Origin of the sequence: Stenotrophomonas sp. S41 (assembly GCF_016624625.1) — a bacterium.
Taxonomy (GTDB): domain Bacteria; phylum Pseudomonadota; class Gammaproteobacteria; order Xanthomonadales; family Xanthomonadaceae; genus Stenotrophomonas.
Genome location: NZ_JACVTV010000106.1, coordinates 1 through 15,206, shown reverse-complemented (window position 1 = coordinate 15,206; position 15,206 = coordinate 1). Strand labels below are relative to the sequence as shown.

At 67.7% G+C, this 15,206-nt stretch carries 14 protein-coding genes and 1 riboswitch; of the genes, 7 read left to right on the top strand and 7 right to left on the bottom strand.

Going from position 1 to position 15,206, the window contains the following annotated elements; genetic code table 11:
• Positions 1–177: 177 nt before the first annotated feature.
• The 4 genes from IAE56_RS17545 (at position 178) to pncA (ending at position 4,542) form a co-directional block, all read left to right on the top strand.
• Positions 178–1,233 (top strand): bifunctional nicotinamide-nucleotide adenylyltransferase/Nudix hydroxylase, encoded by a 1,056-nt coding sequence (locus IAE56_RS17545; RefSeq protein ID WP_200753413.1) that lies wholly within the window; start codon positions 178–180, stop codon positions 1,231–1,233.
• A 65-nt stretch (positions 1,234–1,298) separates the two neighbouring features.
• On the top strand, positions 1,299–2,708 hold the full coding sequence (locus IAE56_RS17540; protein WP_200753411.1) for a nicotinate phosphoribosyltransferase: 1,410 nt from the start codon (positions 1,299–1,301) through the stop codon (positions 2,706–2,708).
• Positions 2,709–2,817: 109 nt separating this feature from the next.
• Positions 2,818–3,047: riboswitch (cobalamin riboswitch) on the top strand.
• Between the two features lie 140 nt (positions 3,048–3,187).
• The gene (locus IAE56_RS17535; RefSeq protein ID WP_108767361.1) at positions 3,188–3,859 is read left to right on the top strand and encodes an epoxyqueuosine reductase QueH; all 672 of its coding nucleotides are present in this window, start codon (positions 3,188–3,190) and stop codon (positions 3,857–3,859) included.
• Between the two features lie 56 nt (positions 3,860–3,915).
• On the top strand, positions 3,916–4,542 hold the full coding sequence (gene pncA / locus IAE56_RS17530) for a bifunctional nicotinamidase/pyrazinamidase (RefSeq protein WP_200753410.1): 627 nt from the start codon (positions 3,916–3,918) through the stop codon (positions 4,540–4,542).
• 86 nt (positions 4,543–4,628) lie between these two features.
• Here the strand turns inward: pncA and purU are convergent, their stop codons facing one another.
• Together purU and IAE56_RS17520 are read right to left on the bottom strand one after the other, a co-directional pair.
• Positions 4,629–5,480 (bottom strand): formyltetrahydrofolate deformylase, encoded by an 852-nt coding sequence (gene purU, locus IAE56_RS17525; RefSeq protein ID WP_200753412.1) that lies wholly within the window; start codon positions 5,478–5,480, stop codon positions 4,629–4,631.
• Positions 5,481–5,540: 60 nt separating this feature from the next.
• Positions 5,541–5,795, bottom strand: a complete 255-nt coding sequence (locus IAE56_RS17520; protein ID WP_200753409.1) for a DUF2798 domain-containing protein — start codon at positions 5,793–5,795, stop codon at positions 5,541–5,543.
• A 122-nt stretch (positions 5,796–5,917) separates the two neighbouring features.
• Between IAE56_RS17520 and IAE56_RS17515 the strand changes: the two genes are divergently transcribed.
• The gene (locus IAE56_RS17515; protein WP_200753408.1) at positions 5,918–6,829 is read left to right on the top strand and encodes a LysR family transcriptional regulator; all 912 of its coding nucleotides are present in this window, start codon (positions 5,918–5,920) and stop codon (positions 6,827–6,829) included.
• A gap of 3 nt (positions 6,830–6,832) precedes the next feature.
• Here IAE56_RS17515 and IAE56_RS17510 read toward each other — a convergent pair whose 3' ends face one another.
• The 3 genes from IAE56_RS17510 to IAE56_RS17500 form a co-directional block, all read right to left on the bottom strand.
• Positions 6,833–7,936 carry an NADH:flavin oxidoreductase/NADH oxidase gene (locus tag IAE56_RS17510; protein WP_200753407.1) on the bottom strand — a complete coding sequence of 368 codons (1,104 nt, stop codon included), beginning with the start codon at positions 7,934–7,936 and terminating at the stop codon, positions 6,833–6,835.
• A 129-nt stretch (positions 7,937–8,065) separates the two neighbouring features.
• Positions 8,066–8,872 (bottom strand): NAD-dependent protein deacetylase, encoded by an 807-nt coding sequence (locus IAE56_RS17505; protein WP_200753406.1) that lies wholly within the window; start codon positions 8,870–8,872, stop codon positions 8,066–8,068.
• Positions 8,873–8,915: 43 nt separating this feature from the next.
• Positions 8,916–9,338, bottom strand: coding sequence for an acyl-CoA thioesterase (locus IAE56_RS17500; RefSeq protein WP_164075603.1), 423 nt, complete (start codon positions 9,336–9,338; stop codon positions 8,916–8,918).
• Positions 9,339–9,431: 93 nt separating this feature from the next.
• On the opposite strand from IAE56_RS17500, the gene IAE56_RS17495 reads away from it, so the two are divergent.
• Positions 9,432–10,067 (top strand): LysE family translocator, encoded by a 636-nt coding sequence (locus tag IAE56_RS17495; RefSeq protein ID WP_200753405.1) that lies wholly within the window; start codon positions 9,432–9,434, stop codon positions 10,065–10,067.
• 161 nt (positions 10,068–10,228) lie between these two features.
• Here IAE56_RS17495 and IAE56_RS17490 read toward each other — a convergent pair whose 3' ends face one another.
• Together IAE56_RS17490 and IAE56_RS17485 are read right to left on the bottom strand one after the other, a co-directional pair.
• The gene (locus IAE56_RS17490) at positions 10,229–11,248 is read right to left on the bottom strand and encodes a ribonucleotide-diphosphate reductase subunit beta (protein ID WP_049433139.1); all 1,020 of its coding nucleotides are present in this window, start codon (positions 11,246–11,248) and stop codon (positions 10,229–10,231) included.
• 115 nt (positions 11,249–11,363) lie between these two features.
• A complete protein-coding gene (locus IAE56_RS17485; RefSeq protein ID WP_108767354.1) occupies positions 11,364–13,766 on the bottom strand; it encodes a ribonucleoside-diphosphate reductase subunit alpha in 2,403 nt (800 codons plus the stop codon).
• A 567-nt stretch (positions 13,767–14,333) separates the two neighbouring features.
• Here IAE56_RS17485 and IAE56_RS17480 point away from each other — a divergent pair.
• Positions 14,334–15,140, top strand: coding sequence for a DUF2884 family protein (locus tag IAE56_RS17480; protein ID WP_200753404.1), 807 nt, complete (start codon positions 14,334–14,336; stop codon positions 15,138–15,140).
• Positions 15,141–15,206: the final 66 nt, after the last annotated feature.

Genomic DNA, 15,206 nt, shown 5'->3' with positions numbered 1-15,206 from the left:
GTCCCCCTCAACCGGACCCACCCCGCCAACCCACGGATAGCCAGCTTTTGAAGTTGAGGTTGCCGGCCAGCGGCCGGCACTACCGCAGGTAACCCCACACTTGACCCCCACAACCATCGGCGTAGCATCAGCACCAAGCCAAGGGACAGACCCGCGGCTACCACAACGACATGAGGGATTCTCATGGAATTCGACTATCTCGTCTTCATCGGGCGTTTCGAGCCCTTCCACAACGGCCACGCCGCCGTTGCCCGCCTGGCCCTGAGCCGGGCCCGCAAGCTGATCTTCCTGGTCGGCTCTGCCGATACCCCCCGCAGCCTGCGCAATCCCTGGACCGTGGCCGAACGCGCCGTGATGATCCAGGCCGCCCTCGATGGCCACACCGAACGCCTGCTGATCCGCCCGCTGCGCGACCACCTGTACAACGAAGCCCAGTGGATCGCCAACGTACAGCGCCAGGTGGCCGAAGCCCTGCGCAACGACGGCGCCGCCGCCGATGCCAAGGTCGGCCTGATCGGCATGGACAAGGACGCCTCCAGCTATTACCTGCGCGAATTCCCGCAGTGGCCCCTGGTGGACGTGCAGCACACCGCCACCCTGTCGGCCACCGAGCTGCGCCGCTACCTGTTCGAAGCCGGCGATGTCGACTTCCACGGTGCGCTGCTGATGCTGCGGGGCAACGTACCGGCGCCGGTGTACGACATGCTCGAAGCCTTCCGCAAGAGCGCACCGGCCTATGGCCAGCTGGTGGCCGAGTACCGCTTCATCGAACAGTACAAGGCCGCCTGGAAGGACGCGCCCTACGCGCCCACCTTCGTCACCACCGATGCGGTGGTGGTGCATTCGGGCCACGTGCTGCTGGTACGCCGCCGTTCGGAACCCGGCAAGGGCCTGTGGGCACTACCCGGCGGCTTCGTCGGCCAGGAACAGAGCCTGCTCGACAGCTGCCTGCGCGAACTGCGTGAAGAGACCCGGCTGAAGATTCCGCTGCCGGTGCTGAAGGGTTCGCTGAAGAGCCAGCAGGTGTTCGACCACCCCGACCGCAGCCAGCGCGGCCGCACCATCACCCACGGTTTCCACTTCGAATTCCCGGCCGGTGAACTGCCGGCGGTGCGCGGCGGCGACGACGCCGACAAGGCGCGCTGGATTCCGGTGAGCGAAGCACTGGAGATGGGCCCGCAGCTGTTCGAAGACCACCTGCACATCCTGGAGTATTTCCTCGGCCGGGGCTGACCCGACCGGCTTTCCCCACCGGCGGATAGACCGCCGGTGTCACTCGACGCGAAGGAGCTTCCGTCATGCATTACCTCGATAATCTTCTCCTCGACACCGACAGCTACAAGGCCAGCCACTGGCTGCAGTACCCGCCGGGTACCGATGCCACGTTCTTCTACGTGGAATCGCGCGGCGGCCTGCATGACCGCACGGTGTTCTTCGGCCTGCAGGCGATCCTCAAGGACGCGCTGTCACGGCCGGTCACCCACGCCGATATCGACGACGCCGCCGCGGTATTCGCCGCACATGGCGAACCGTTCAACGAAGCCGGCTGGCGCGATATCGTCGATCGCCTCGGCGGCCACCTGCCGGTACGCATCCGCGCCGTGCCCGAGGGCAGCGTGGTGCCCACGCACCAAGCGCTGATGACCATTGAATCGACCGACCCGGCCGCGTTCTGGGTGCCGTCGTACCTGGAAACCCTGCTGCTGCGCGTGTGGTACCCGGTCACTGTGGCCACCATCAGCTGGCATGCGCGGCAGACCATCGCCGGCTTCCTGCAGCAGACCAGCGACGACCCGCAGGGGCAGCTGCCGTTCAAGCTGCACGACTTCGGCGCACGCGGTGTGTCGAGCCTGCAGTCGGCCGCGCTGGGCGGTGCCGCGCACCTGGTCAACTTTCTCGGCACCGACACCGTCTCGGCGCTGTGCCTGGCCCGCGCGCACTACCACGCGCCGATGGCCGGCTATTCGATTCCCGCCGCCGAGCACAGCACCATCACCAGCTGGGGCCGCGAGCGCGAAGTGGATGCGTACCGCAACATGCTGCGCCAGTTCGGCAAGCCCGGTGCGATTGTCGCGGTGGTGTCGGACAGCTATGACATCTACCGCGCCATCAGCGAACACTGGGGCACCACCCTGCGCGATGAAGTGATCGCCTCCGGCGCGACCCTGGTCATCCGCCCCGATTCGGGCGACCCGGTGGAAGTGGTGGCCGAGAGCCTACGCCGCCTGGACGAGGCCTTTGGCCACACGATCAACGTCAAGGGCTACCGCGTGCTCAACCACGTGCGGGTAATCCAGGGCGATGGCATCAACCCGGATACGATCCGCGCCATCCTGCAGCGCATCACCGCTGACGGCTACGCCGCCGACAACGTGGCCTTCGGCATGGGCGGCGCGCTGCTGCAGCGGCTGGACCGCGATACGCAGAAGTTCGCGCTGAAGTGCTCGGCCGCGCGGGTGGACGGTGCCTGGATCGACGTCTACAAGGACCCGATCACGGATGCCGGCAAGACCAGCAAGCGCGGCCGCATGCGCCTGCTGCGCCGCCAGGTCGATGGCAGCCTGCATACGGTGGCGCTGCCGGCCAGCGGTGACGACACCCTGCCGGCCGGCTTCGAGGATGCGATGGTGACCGTGTGGGAGAACGGCCGGTTGCTGTACGACCAGCGGCTGGAGGACATCCGCGCGCGGGCTGCGGCGGGGCGTTGAAGGTTCGTCCCGCCCGGGGTCAGAGCCCGCTGCGTGGCAGCGGGATCCGACCCCTTCCTTCCGCAGGGCTCTGCCCCCCTTGCCCCTTGACCCTGGCCGGCAACGCGTCCACCGTGGGCACGCCGAAGGTATCCCTGCCGTCGTTGCGACAACGGCAGGGATTTAAACGGGAATCCGGTGAAGGCGCCTTACGCGCCCATTCCGGAGCTGCCCCGCAGCGGTGAATGGAAACGAATCCTGCCAACAGCACTGGGCTCGCGCCTGGGAAGCGGCAGGTAGTAGGTGGGCTGCGGCCCGTGTCCATCAGCCCGAATACCGGCCCCGGCCGGGGGACACGACCGTCCCCTGACTCGACCTGGAATCTCCGCGGGGAGGTTGCCGGGGCCAATGTCGTCCTGCGCGTGCAGGCGACGTGGCCGCGCGCGTCCTGTTCACGGTTTCCGGCCAGACCCGTTGCCCACGCCCAGATGCACCCGACGATGACCGAGTTCCAACGCCCCGCCCTGTCCCTGCCCGCCGACGGCAAGCGCCTGCTGCTGCATTCGTGCTGCGCGCCCTGCTCGGGCGAAGTGATGGAGGCGATCACCGCCTCCGGGATCGACTACGCGATCTTCTTCTACAACCCCAACATCCACCCGGTGAAGGAATACGAGCTGCGCAAGCAGGAGAACATCCGCTTCGCCGAGCAGCACGGCATCCCCTTCATCGACTGCGACTACGACACCGACAACTGGTTCAGCCGCGCGCGCGGCATGGAGAACGAACCCGAGCGTGGCATCCGCTGCACGATGTGCTTCGACATGCGTTTCGAGCGCACCGCGCTGTACGCGCATGAGCACGGCTACGACACCATCAGTTCGTCGCTGGGCATTTCGCGCTGGAAGAACATGACGCAGATCAACGACTGCGGCGTGCGCGCGGCATCGCGCTACGAAGGCCTGCAGTACTGGGAATACAACTGGCGCAAGGGCGGCGGAGCCAGCCGCATGGTGGAGATCAGCAAGCGCGAGCAGTTCTACCAGCAGGAGTACTGCGGCTGCGTGTATTCGCTGCGCGATGCCAACCGCCACCGCCGCGAAACCGGCCGCGAGCGCATCAAGATCGGCCTGCTGTACTACGGCCAGGAGGCTGAAACGCCGCAGGGCGATTGACGTGTGCGCGGGGGGCGGCCACGCTGGTCGCCCCCTCTGCTGTGCTGGACCCTGCCATGACCGCCCTGCCCGCCGATGTCGCCCTGCTGGTGATCGACCTGCAGCCGGACTTCATGCCCGGTGGCGCGCTGGCCTGTGACCAGGGCGATGCGCTGGTGGCGCCGATTGCCGAGCTGCTGGCGCAGCGCCGCTACCGCACGGTGGTGGCCACCCAGGACTGGCACCCGGCCGACCACGCCTCCTTCGCCAGCCAGCACCCCGGCACGCGCCCGTTCGAGAGCATCCTGCTGCACGCGCAGCCGCAGACCCTGTGGCCGGACCACTGCGTGCAGGGCAGCGACGGCGCCGCGCTGCACCCGGGCGTGGACTGGACCGTGGCCGACCTGATCCTGCGCAAGGGCACCCGCCAGCAGGTGGATTCGTACAGCGCGTTCCGCGAGAACCATGGCCCGGAGGGCGAACGCCCGCCGACCGGGCTGGCCGGCTGGCTGCATGAGCGCCGCATCCGCGAGGTGCACGTGTGCGGCCTGGCGCGCGATTACTGCGTGCTGTGGAGCGCGCAGGACGCGGTGAAATCCGGCTTCCGGGTGAAGTTCCTTTGGGACCTGACCCGGCCGGTTACCGAAGCCAACGACGCGATGGTGCGTGAGGCGCTGGGCAAGGCGGGGATTGCGATCGTCTGAGGCGTGACCGCCGGGCATGGCCCGGCGCTACCGGATCACGCCCGTTGGTAGCGCCGGGCCATGCCCGGCGGACGCGGGGTAGACAATTACCGGAACACCACCGTGCGATGCCCGTTGAGCAGGATGCGGTGCTCCACATGCCGGCGCACGGCACGCGCCAGCACCTGCGATTCGGTATCGCTGCCCAGCCGCACCAGTTCGCGCGGCGCCATCGCGTGGTCCACGCGGGCCACGTCCTGTTCGATGATCGGGCCTTCGTCCAGATCCTCGGTCACGTAGTGCGCGGTGGCACCGATGATCTTGACCCCGCGCGCGTGCGCCTGGTGGTACGGCTGCGCGCCCTTGAAGCTGGGCAGGAAGCTGTGGTGGATGTTGATCGCGCGACCGGCCAGGGCACGGCACAGCGTGGGTGAGAGGATCTGCATGTAACGCGCCAGCACCACCAGGTCGATGCGCTCGCGTTCGACCAGGTCGATGATCTGCTGTTCCTGCACGGCGCGCGTGTCCGCGTTCACCGGCAGGTGGTGGAACGGCACCTGGTAGGACGCGGCCAGCGGCGCGAAATCGGCGTGGTTGGACGCCACCGCGGCGATGTCCACTTTCAGCTGGCCGCTGTGGGCGCGGAACAGCAGGTCGTTCAGGCAATGGCCCTGCTTGCTGACCAGCACCAGCAGGCGCGCGCGGCGGCGACCGTCGTGCAGCTGCCAGTCCATGCCGTAGTCGGCGGCCAGCCCGGCCATTGCTGCATGCACGGTGTCCAGCGGCAGGCTGGCGTCGCGGTCGAAATGCACGCGCAGGAAGAAGCGTCCGCTCTCCTCATCGCCGAACTGCTGGGCGTCGAGGATGTTGCAGCCGTGGTCGAACAACAGCCCGGACACGCGGTAGACGATGCCGGTGCGGTCGGGGCAGGACAGGGTAAGAATGGAATCGGGGCGCATCGCCCGAGTGTAGGGCAGCATCCTGCCGCGATGCACAATGCTGTCAGATGCAACCGATCTTCAGTGCGGATGCACCGTCAAGGCCACCAGCCGCACCACCAGCGGACGCACCAGCAGGACGCCACAGAACGCGACCGGCATGGCCATCTGGTAGGCGGCCAGCACCCGCGCCAGGTAGTCGCTGCCCAGTCCGGCGTTGGCCGCGGTGATGACCAGGCACATCAGCAGCGCCATCAGGCCGGCCATGAAGAAGGCGAAGACAAACGGCGTGCTGCGGGCGTGCAGCTTCCAGCGGGGCGTTCGGGGGTGGGCCATGGCACATCGCATCGAATGAAGTGGGCCGGCAGGCTAGCGGTGCGGCGGCCCGTGCACAGCCCTCTCGCGCTTGGTGCAGACCCAAGCCACGCTTGCCGGCTTCCGTGGCAAGCTGGCCGGTCATGAACCTGTTGCAGCTCATCCGCAGCTTCACCCGCACCGCAGAGACCGGCAGCATTGCCGCCGCGGCCCGCCACCTTGGCATCAGCGCCACCGCCGTGGGCCAGAACATCAACCGGCTGGAAGCCCACCTGGGCGTGCGCCTGCTCAACCGCAGCACGCGGCAGCTGGCACTCAGCGAAGCCGGTGCGGTGTACCTGGCGCAGGTGCGGCACATCGAGGCCGACCTGACGCGCGCGCAGGCGATGGTCACCGCCGGCGACATCGAACCGTCCGGGCCGCTGCGCATCGCCAGCAGCAGCGCGTTCGGCCGCCACGTGCTGGCACCGCTGCTGCCCAGCCTGCAGCAGCGCTACCCGCAGCTGCAGCTGGAACTGCGCCTGAGCGATCGCGCCGTGCAGCACGGGCCGGAAGCGGTGGATGCCAGCATCCGCATCGGCGCGCAGCTGGAAGACGGGCTGGTGGCGCGGCCGCTGGCGCGCATCCCGTTCGTGTTCTGTGCCTCGCCGGCCTACCTGGAGGCGCACGGCACGCCGGCCGATCCGGCCGCGCTGAACGGCCATCGCGGCCTGCTGCACCGCTTCCCCACCGATGGCCGGCCGCTGCGTTGGGGCCTGCTGAAGGACGGCCAGCGGGTGGACGCGGCGCTGCCGCCGAGCATGGTCTGCGATGACATCGACGCGCTGGCCGAACTGGCCGCTGCAGGCGCGGGCATCACCCGGCTGGCCGCGTTCGTGGCCGAGCCCTATCTGCGCGATGGCCGCCTGCAGGCGGTGTTCGGCCCGGCCAGCGACTGGCAGCCGGAGCCGATGGAGGTGTTCTTCTGCGTGAGCGACCGCCGCGATTTCACCGCGAAGATCCGCGCGCTGTTCGAACACCTGCAGGCCGGCATCGCGCCGGCCTGGCAGGTCTGAGGCTCAGCGCGCGCGGAACACGTTGCGCGCTTCGCGCGGCTCGCAGCGCAGGTACTGCGGCGACGGCACCACGCTGTCGCCCAGCGCGGCAGCGGCGTGCCACGGCCAGCGCGGGTCGTACAGGATGCCGCGGGCCAGGGCGATGGCATCGGCCTGGTTGTGGCGCAGGATCGATTCGGCCTGTTCCGGCTCGGTGATCAGGCCGACCGCGATGACCGGCATGCGCAGCTTCTTGGCCTTGATGGCCGCCGCGAACGGCACCTGGTAGCCCGGGCCGACGCTGATCTTCTGGCGCTCGTCGAGGCCGCCGCTGGACACGTGCAGGAAGTTGCAGCCGCGTGCGTCGAGAATCTGCGCCAGCGCTTCGCTCTGCACCAGGTCCCAGCCACCGTCGACCCAGTCGGTGGCGGAAATGCGCACGCCCACCGACACCTTGTCCGACACCGCGGCGCGCACCGCATCGAACACTTCCACCAGCAGGCGCAGGCGGTTCGGCAGCGAGCCACCGTAGCCGTCGGTGCGGCGGTTGCTGAGCGGCGACAGGAACTGGTGCAGCAGGTAGCCGTGCGCGGCGTGGATCTCGATCAGCTCGAAGCCCAGGCGCTCGGAGCGCACCGCGCTGGCGGCGAAGGCGGCGATGACCTCGGCGATGCCGGCTTCATCCAGCGCCTCCGGTGCCGGGTCGGCGGCATGGAAGGGCACCGGCGACGGGGCGACGGTGGCCCAGCCGTTGGCATCGTCAGCCGACAGCTGGCGGCCGCCGTCCCACGGGCGGGCGGTGGAGGCCTTGCGGCCGGCATGGGCCAGCTGGATGCCCAGCGGCATCGACGACCAGCGGCGGACGCTGGCCAGCACCTGCGCCAGCGCGGCCTCGGTCTCTTCGTCCCACAAGCCCAGGTCGGCCCAGCTGATGCGCCCGCGCGGCTCGACCGCCGTGGCTTCCAGGATCAGAAGGCCGGCGCCGGACTGCGCCAGGTTGCCCAGGTGCATGGCGTGCCAGTCGCTGGCGCGGCCCTGTTCGGCGGAGTACTGGCACATCGGCGCGATCACGATGCGGTTGGGCAGGGTCAGGGGGCCGAAGGACATCGGCGAGAACAGCTGGCTCAAGACGGTAAGGACATGCGTAGGGGGTGCGTATTGCACCGCTGCACGGCCTGCGGATCAACCATCTGGATGGATCGCTGTTTCGCGGGGGCGCGTCGGCGGCCGCCGTTGCCCGCCGGGCATGGCCCGGCGCTACCGGGTCGCGAAACCCGCCAACGCCTCGGCGCAGTCCCGTTCATCCTTGAACTGCAGCAGGTCATCGGCGCGGGTGCGGCCGCGGTTCAGCGCCGCCACCGGCAACCCGGCCTTTGCGGCAGCCTGCACGAAGCGGAAGCCGGAATAGACCATCAGCGAGGAACCCACCACCAGCACCGCATCGGCCTGCTGCAGGTGCTCGTGCACGGCCGCCACGCGCTCGCGCGGCACGTTTTCGCCGAAGAACACCACGTCCGGCTTCAGCAGGCCGCCGCAGTACGGGCAATCCGGCACCACGAAGGCGGAGAAGTCGGTTTCCAGGTCGGCGTCGCCGTCCGGGGCGATGCCCGCGTCCAGCGCGTCCCAGCCCGGGTTGGCATCGAGCAGGCGCTGCTGGAAATCCTCGCGCCCGCTGCGGCGCTCGCAGCCCATGCAGCGCACCAGGTCCAGCCGCCCGTGCAGGTCGATCACGTTCCGGCTGCCGGCGCGCTGGTGCAGGCCATCCACGTTCTGGGTCAGCAGCACCTGCAGTGTGCCGCGGGCTTCCAGCGCGGCCAGCGCCTGGTGGGTGCCGTTGGGCAGGGCCAGGCCGAAGCGTGGCCAGCCCAGCAGGCTGCGCGCCCAGTAGCGCTGGCGGGTGGCCGCCTCGCCCATGAAGGCCTGGTAGGTCACCGGCGGCGTGCGTTTCCACTGGCCGTCGGTATCGCGGTAATCGGGGATGCCCGAGGCGGTACTGCAGCCGGCACCGGTCAGCACGAACAGGCGCTGGGCGCGGTCGATGAAGTCGGTCAGCGGCGGGGTCATGGCAGCGAAATGGGGGCGCGCGGGCGTCCCCGCAAGCGCGTGGTCAGCTGGCCGGGTCAGCGGCCGGGGCGCCCGGCAGGCGCGGCACGGCGGTCGGCTGGCCGTCATCACCCAGCGCGATCATCACGAAGTGGCCGCGGGTGCACAGCTTGCGCTCGCCGCTGTGCAGGTCTTCGGCAATCAGCTCCACCTCGACCTTCATCGAGCTGCGGCCCACTTCGACGATGCGACCCACGGTTTCCACCATCTGGCCGATGCGGATGGGCAGCTTGAAATCGACCTGGTCGCTGCGCGCGGTCACCACGGTGCGGCGCGAGTAGCGGGCGGCGGCCAGGAAGGCGGCCTTGTCCATCCACGCCAGCGCCTGGCCACCGAACAGGGTGCCCATGTGGTTGGTGTGGTTGGGGAAGACGATTTCGGCCATGCGCACTTCGATGGGCGGCACGGTTTCGGGGATGGGGGTCATGGCGAGGCCATTGGTGTGGGGTGCGGCAATTTTAAGCCAGGCCCGGTGCAGGCGGCGCTACACTGCGCCACGCCCACCGCACGGAACGCCGCCATGCCCGCCGCCACCGACCTGCTGGCCTTCGCCCTGCTGTCGCTGGGCATGGTGCTCACGCCCGGGCCGAACATGGTCTATCTGGTCTCGCGCTCGATCTGCCAGGGCCGCCGCGCCGGGCTGGTGTCGCTGGGCGGGGTGGCGCTGGGCTTTCTGTTCTACATGCTGTGCGCGGCGCTGGGCATCACCGCCCTGCTGATGACCGTGCCCTTCGCCTACGACACGCTGCGCATCGGCGGCGCGCTGTACCTGTTGTACCTGGCCTGGCAGGCGGTGAAGCCGGGCGGCCGCTCGCCCTTCGCGGTGCATGCGCTGCCCGTGGACAGCCCGCGCCGGTTGTTCGCGATGGGTTTCCTGACCAACCTGCTGAACCCGAAGATCGCGGTGATGTACCTGTCCCTGCTGCCGCAGTTCCTGCACCCGGACGGCCACGGCAGCGTGCTGGCACAGTCGGTGGTGCTGGGCTTCACCCAGATCGCGGTCAGCCTGGCGGTGAACACGGTGATCGTGCTGATGGCCGGCAGCATTGCGGCGTTCCTGGCCGCACGACCGAGCTGGCAGGCCGCGCAGCGCTGGCTGATGGGCACGGTGCTGGCCGGGCTGGCCGTGCGGATGGCGGTGGAAGGGCGGCGGTAACCACGCTTTGTAGAGTCGAGCTTGCTCGACTGCCGTTCGCGAAAAGCAGTCGAGCAAGCTCGACTCTACGAAAGCACGCACGCCGGGCGTGGCCCGGCGCTACCCACAAAAAACCCCGGCATTGCCGGGGTTTTTCGTTGCGACAGACCTGACCGGTTCGATCAGAAGTTCATGTCGAAGGCGACTTCGCCCTGCACGCCGACCTGGTAGGCCGAGACGCGGCGTTCGAAGAAGTTGGTCAGTTCCTGCACGTCCTGCAGTTCCATGAACGGCAGCGGGTTGCGCACGTTGTACTTCTTTTCCATGCCCAGCTTGGCGAAGTGCTGGTCGGCGCAATGCTGCAGGTACTGGCGCATGTCGCGGGTCGAGATACCGGCCACGCCACCGGACAGCACGTCCTCGGCGAACTGCACTTCGCATTCGATGGCTTCGGCCAGCATGTCATAGACCTGCTGCTTCATTTCCTCGTCGAACAGGTCCGGCTCTTCCTCACGCACCACGCGCACCGACTCGAACGCGAAGTCCATGTGCGCGCTCTCGTCGCGGAACACCCAGTTGGTGCCCGAGGCCAGGCCCGGCAGCAGGCCGCGCGAACGGAAGTAGTACACGTAGGCGAAGGCGGCGAAGAAGAACAGGCCTTCGATGCACGCAGCGAAGCAGATCTGGTTCAGCAGGAACTGGCGGCGCTCGGCACGGGTCTCGATGCGCTTCAGATCCTGGATCGAGTCGATCCACTTGAAGCAGAAGTCGGCCTTCTTCTTGATCGAGTCGATGTTCTCCACCGCGGCGAAGGCCTTGACGCGCTCTTCCGGATCCGGCAGGTAGTTGTCGAGCAGGGTCAGGTAGAACTGCACGTGCAGCGCTTCTTCGTACAGCTGGCGCGACAGGTACATGCGCGCTTCGGGCGCGTTCAAGTGCTGGTACAGGTTCAGCACCAGGTTGTTGGACACGATCGAATCGCCGGTGGCGAAGAACGCGACCAGACGGTGGATCAGGTGGCGCTCACCCGGCGACATCTTGCTGTGCAGGTCGGTGATGTCGATCTGGAAGTTGATCTCTTCCACCGTCCAGGTGTTCTTGATCGCGTTCCGGTACATGTCATAGAACTGCGGGTAGCGCATCGGGCGCAGGGTCAGTTCAAAACCGGGATCGAGCAGCATCTGCTTGGGCTTGTCGGCCATGGGTGTTTCCTTGAATTCTCGGGTCAAAACGCCGGGCGTGGCCCGGCGCTACCTTGGTATTTTCTGCAGTCGAGCAGCAGTGCCGACCAACGGTCGGCACCCACCGCGCGATGTATTACTGGCAGGCCTCGCAGGCTTCCGGGTTTTCCAGAGAGCAGGCGATGGCTTCGTCCGGGCTGAACACCTTGGCCGGGGCCGCGCTGCTCACCGTGGTCTTGGCGATCTTGGTGGCCGGACGCGAACGCAGGTAGTAGGTGGTCTTGATGCCCTGCTTCCAGGCGTACATGTACATGGAAGACATCGCGCCGATGTTCGGGCTTTCCATGAACAGGTTGAGCGAGGCCGACTGGTCGATGAAGGCGCCACGCTCGGCGGCCATGTCGATCAGTGCGCGCATCGGCAGTTCCCATGCGGTGCGGTAGACCTCGCGCAGGGTTTCCGGAATCTGCGCGATGCCGGCGATGGAACCTTCGGCCAGCTTGATGGCGTCGCGCATGTCGGCGGTCCACAGGCCCAGCTTCTTCAGCTCGTTCACCAGGTAGCGGTTGACCTGCAGGAAGTCACCGGACAGGGTTTCGCGCTTGAACAGGTTGGACACCTGCGGTTCAACGCACTCGTAGCAGCCGGCGATCGAGGCGATGGTCGCGGTCGGGGCAATCGCGATCATCAGCGAGTTGCGCAGGCCGTGTTCCTTGATGCGGGCGCGCAGGGCATCCCAGCGTGCGGTGTCTTCCGGCACCACGTTCCAGGCGTCGAACTGCAGTTCGCCGCTGGCGGCACGGGTGTCGTTGAACGACGGGTGCTTGCCGCGTTCCTGGGCCAGCTCCGAGGAGGTTTCCAGGGCGTGGAAGTAGATCGTTTCGGCGATCTTCTTCGACAGGGCGCGGGCTTCGGCGCTGTCGAACGGCAGGCGCTTGCGGAAGAACACGTCCTGCAGGCCCATGCAGCCCAGGCCGACCGGACGCCAGCGCAGGTTGGCGCGGCGGGCGGTTTCGATCGGGTAGAAGTTCAGGTCGATGACGCGGTCGAGCTGACGCACGGCCAGGCGCACGGTCTCGGCCAGCTTCTCGAAGTCGAACTCGTTGTGCTCGTCGAAGTGGTTGCCCAGGTTGATCGAACCCAGGTTGCACACCGCGGTTTCATCGTTGGACGTGACTTCCAGGATTTCCGTGCACAGGTTGGACAGGTGGATCACGTTGCCCGGACGCAAGGTCTGGTTGCTGGCGCGGTTGCACTTGTCCTTGAAGGTCATCCAGCCGTTACCGGTCTCGGCCAGGGTACGCATCATGCGGGCGTACAGCTTGCGGGCGGAGATGGTGCGGTTGGCCTTGCCCTGCGCTTCGGCCTGCAGGTAGGCGGCTTCGAAGGCTTCGCCGAACAGGTCGGTGAACTCCGGCACGACGCGCGGATCGAACAGCGACCATTCCTGGTCGGCCTCGACGCGCTTCATGAACAGGTCCGGCACCCAGTTGGCCAGGTTCAGGTTGTGGGTACGGCGGGCTTCGTCACCGGTGTTGTCACGCAGCTCGAGGAAGTCCTCGACGTCGGCATGCCAGGTTTCCAGGTAGACGCAGGCCGCGCCCTTGCGCTTGCCGCCCTGGTTCACCGCAGCCACGGACGAATCCATGGTCTTCAGCCACGGCACGATGCCGTTGGAATGGCCGTTGGTGGACTTGATGAGCGAACCACGCGAACGCACGCGGGTGTAGCTGACGCCGATGCCGCCGGAGAACTTCGACAGCTGGGCGATGTCGCCGTACTTGGAGTAGATCGATTCCAGCGAATCCTGCGGCGAATCCAGCAGGAAGCACGAGGACAGCTGCTCGTGGGTGGTGCCGGAATTGAACAGGGTCGGGCTGGACGGCAGGTAGTCCAGGTTGCCCATGCGCTTGTACAGCGCCAGGGTCTCGGACACGTCCTCGCTCAGCGCGCTGGCGATGCGCAGGAAGAACTGCTGCGGGGTCTCGATCACCTTGCGGGTGTGCGGGTGGCGCAGCAGGTAGCGGTCGTACAGGGTACGCAGGCCGAAGTAATCGAAGTTCAGGTCCAGCGAGATGTCGATGGCATCGTTGAGCTTGCGTGCGTTGGTCTGCACGAAGTTCAGCAGGCGGTCGTTGATCAGGCCGACTTCGTGGCCACGGCTGACCGACTGCGAGAAGGCGTAGATTTCCTGGCCCGACACTTCCTTGGCGATGTAGTTGGCCAGCAGGCGCGCCGCAAGGCGGCCGTACTCGGGCTCTTCACCGATCAGCAGGGCGGCGGTGCGGATGGACAGTTCATCCAGCTCGCGGGTGGTGGCGCCGTTGTACAGGCCGGAGATGGTACGGGTGGCCACGCGCATCGGATCGACGGCGTGCAGGCCTTCGGAGGAACGCTGCACCGCGCGCACGATCTTGTTCAGATCCACCAGCTCGGTCGTGCCGTTGCGCTTGGTCACGCTCATCGCGTTGGCCGTCGGCGGCGACGTCAGCAGGAACTCGCTTTCCTTTTCGATGGTGGCGCTGGATTCGGTGGTCACGGCGTGTGTCCTCTTGGCGTGATTGGGGGTGCTGTATGCATCAGGGTTGCTCGACCCGGGACATGACAGCCCAGGGTGGCAGGACGGCGTCGCAGGAGGTGAGACCCTGCGCCTTCCACTGCCGGTTGGCGATCGCTGGCGGGTACCGCGGTAGAGCCCCGTTGCGGACCCCAAGCGATGGGGTCGTTGCGACCGACGGCCACAAGATAGTGGGGGTGATGGGGGCCGTCAACGCCAAATGTAGTGAAATTTGGTAATCCCTTGCGGCGCAAGGATCATGCCATCGGCGCCGCGTCTGGACGCTTTGGACCTGCCGGAACGGGCTGCGCAGTCAAGCCCGGAAGGCGTCACATCGGCGGTACAACGTGCTGCGGAAACGGAACAATGACAGCTTCACATGACAGTGATGAAGCTGGCTAGGGACAACCCTGTGGATAGGTGGTGGGCAGCCGGTGGGAAAGCCGGTATGGCCGGTTGGATGGCCATCGGGCAGTGACTTCCGGCCGGTGACGGCACCGTGCGGGCGCGGGATGCTGGGGCCCTGCACTGACCGGAAAGGATTCCACCATGCGCCTGCCCCTGCCCGCCCTGGCCCTGCTGGCCTGCCTGGCCACCGCCCCGGTGCTGGCCGGCGACGCCCCGAAGCTGCGCTCGGACCAGTGCGGCATGCGCACCGACTACGACGTGCTGGTGGACAGCGGTGGCATCTGGCTGCGGCATGGCCCGCAGGCGCCGCATGAGGTGGTGTTCCACGATGGCGTGCTGAGCCTGGACGACACGATCGTGCCGGTCAGCGAGGGCGACGCCGCCCGCCTGCGGCAGATGGAGGCCGGGGCGCGGCAGCTGATGCCGGCGGCCACCGCGCTGGCCCAGGAAGTGAGCGGACTGAGCTTTGACGTGCTCGACGGGGTCTATGAGAGCCTCACCGGCACCGCCAACAGCCGCAAGGTCCGGCGCCTGCGCCGGCAGGCCGATGACTGGATCGACGGCACGCTGGGCAAGGGCTACTGGGAACAGGCGGTGTTCGGGCCGGGCTTCGAGGCCAAGGTGCAGGACATGGCCGAGTCGCTGTCCGCGTCCATCGCCCGCAGCATGCTGTGGCAGATGGTCACCGGCCGCAGCGATGCGATGGAGGAGCGCGCCGACCGCTTGGACGCGCAGATGGAACAGGAGCTGGAAGGCCGCGCCGAGCGTATCGAGGCCCGCGCGCAGGCGCTGTGCCCGCTGGTGGCCGCCGTGGCCGAGGCCCACGACGCGCTGGAGGTGCGCTACCAGGGGCAGCCGCTGCGGCTGATCCAGCGCAGTGAGGGCGTGCAGGTGGCGGCCAGCGTGCGCGAGCAGCCGCAGGATGATGCGGTGGCGCCGAGCCGATAGGCCCGCCGCGCTGTTGTAGATACCGTGTTGTCCTTGCCTAGGCAAGGACGACTTCAGGCTCAAACG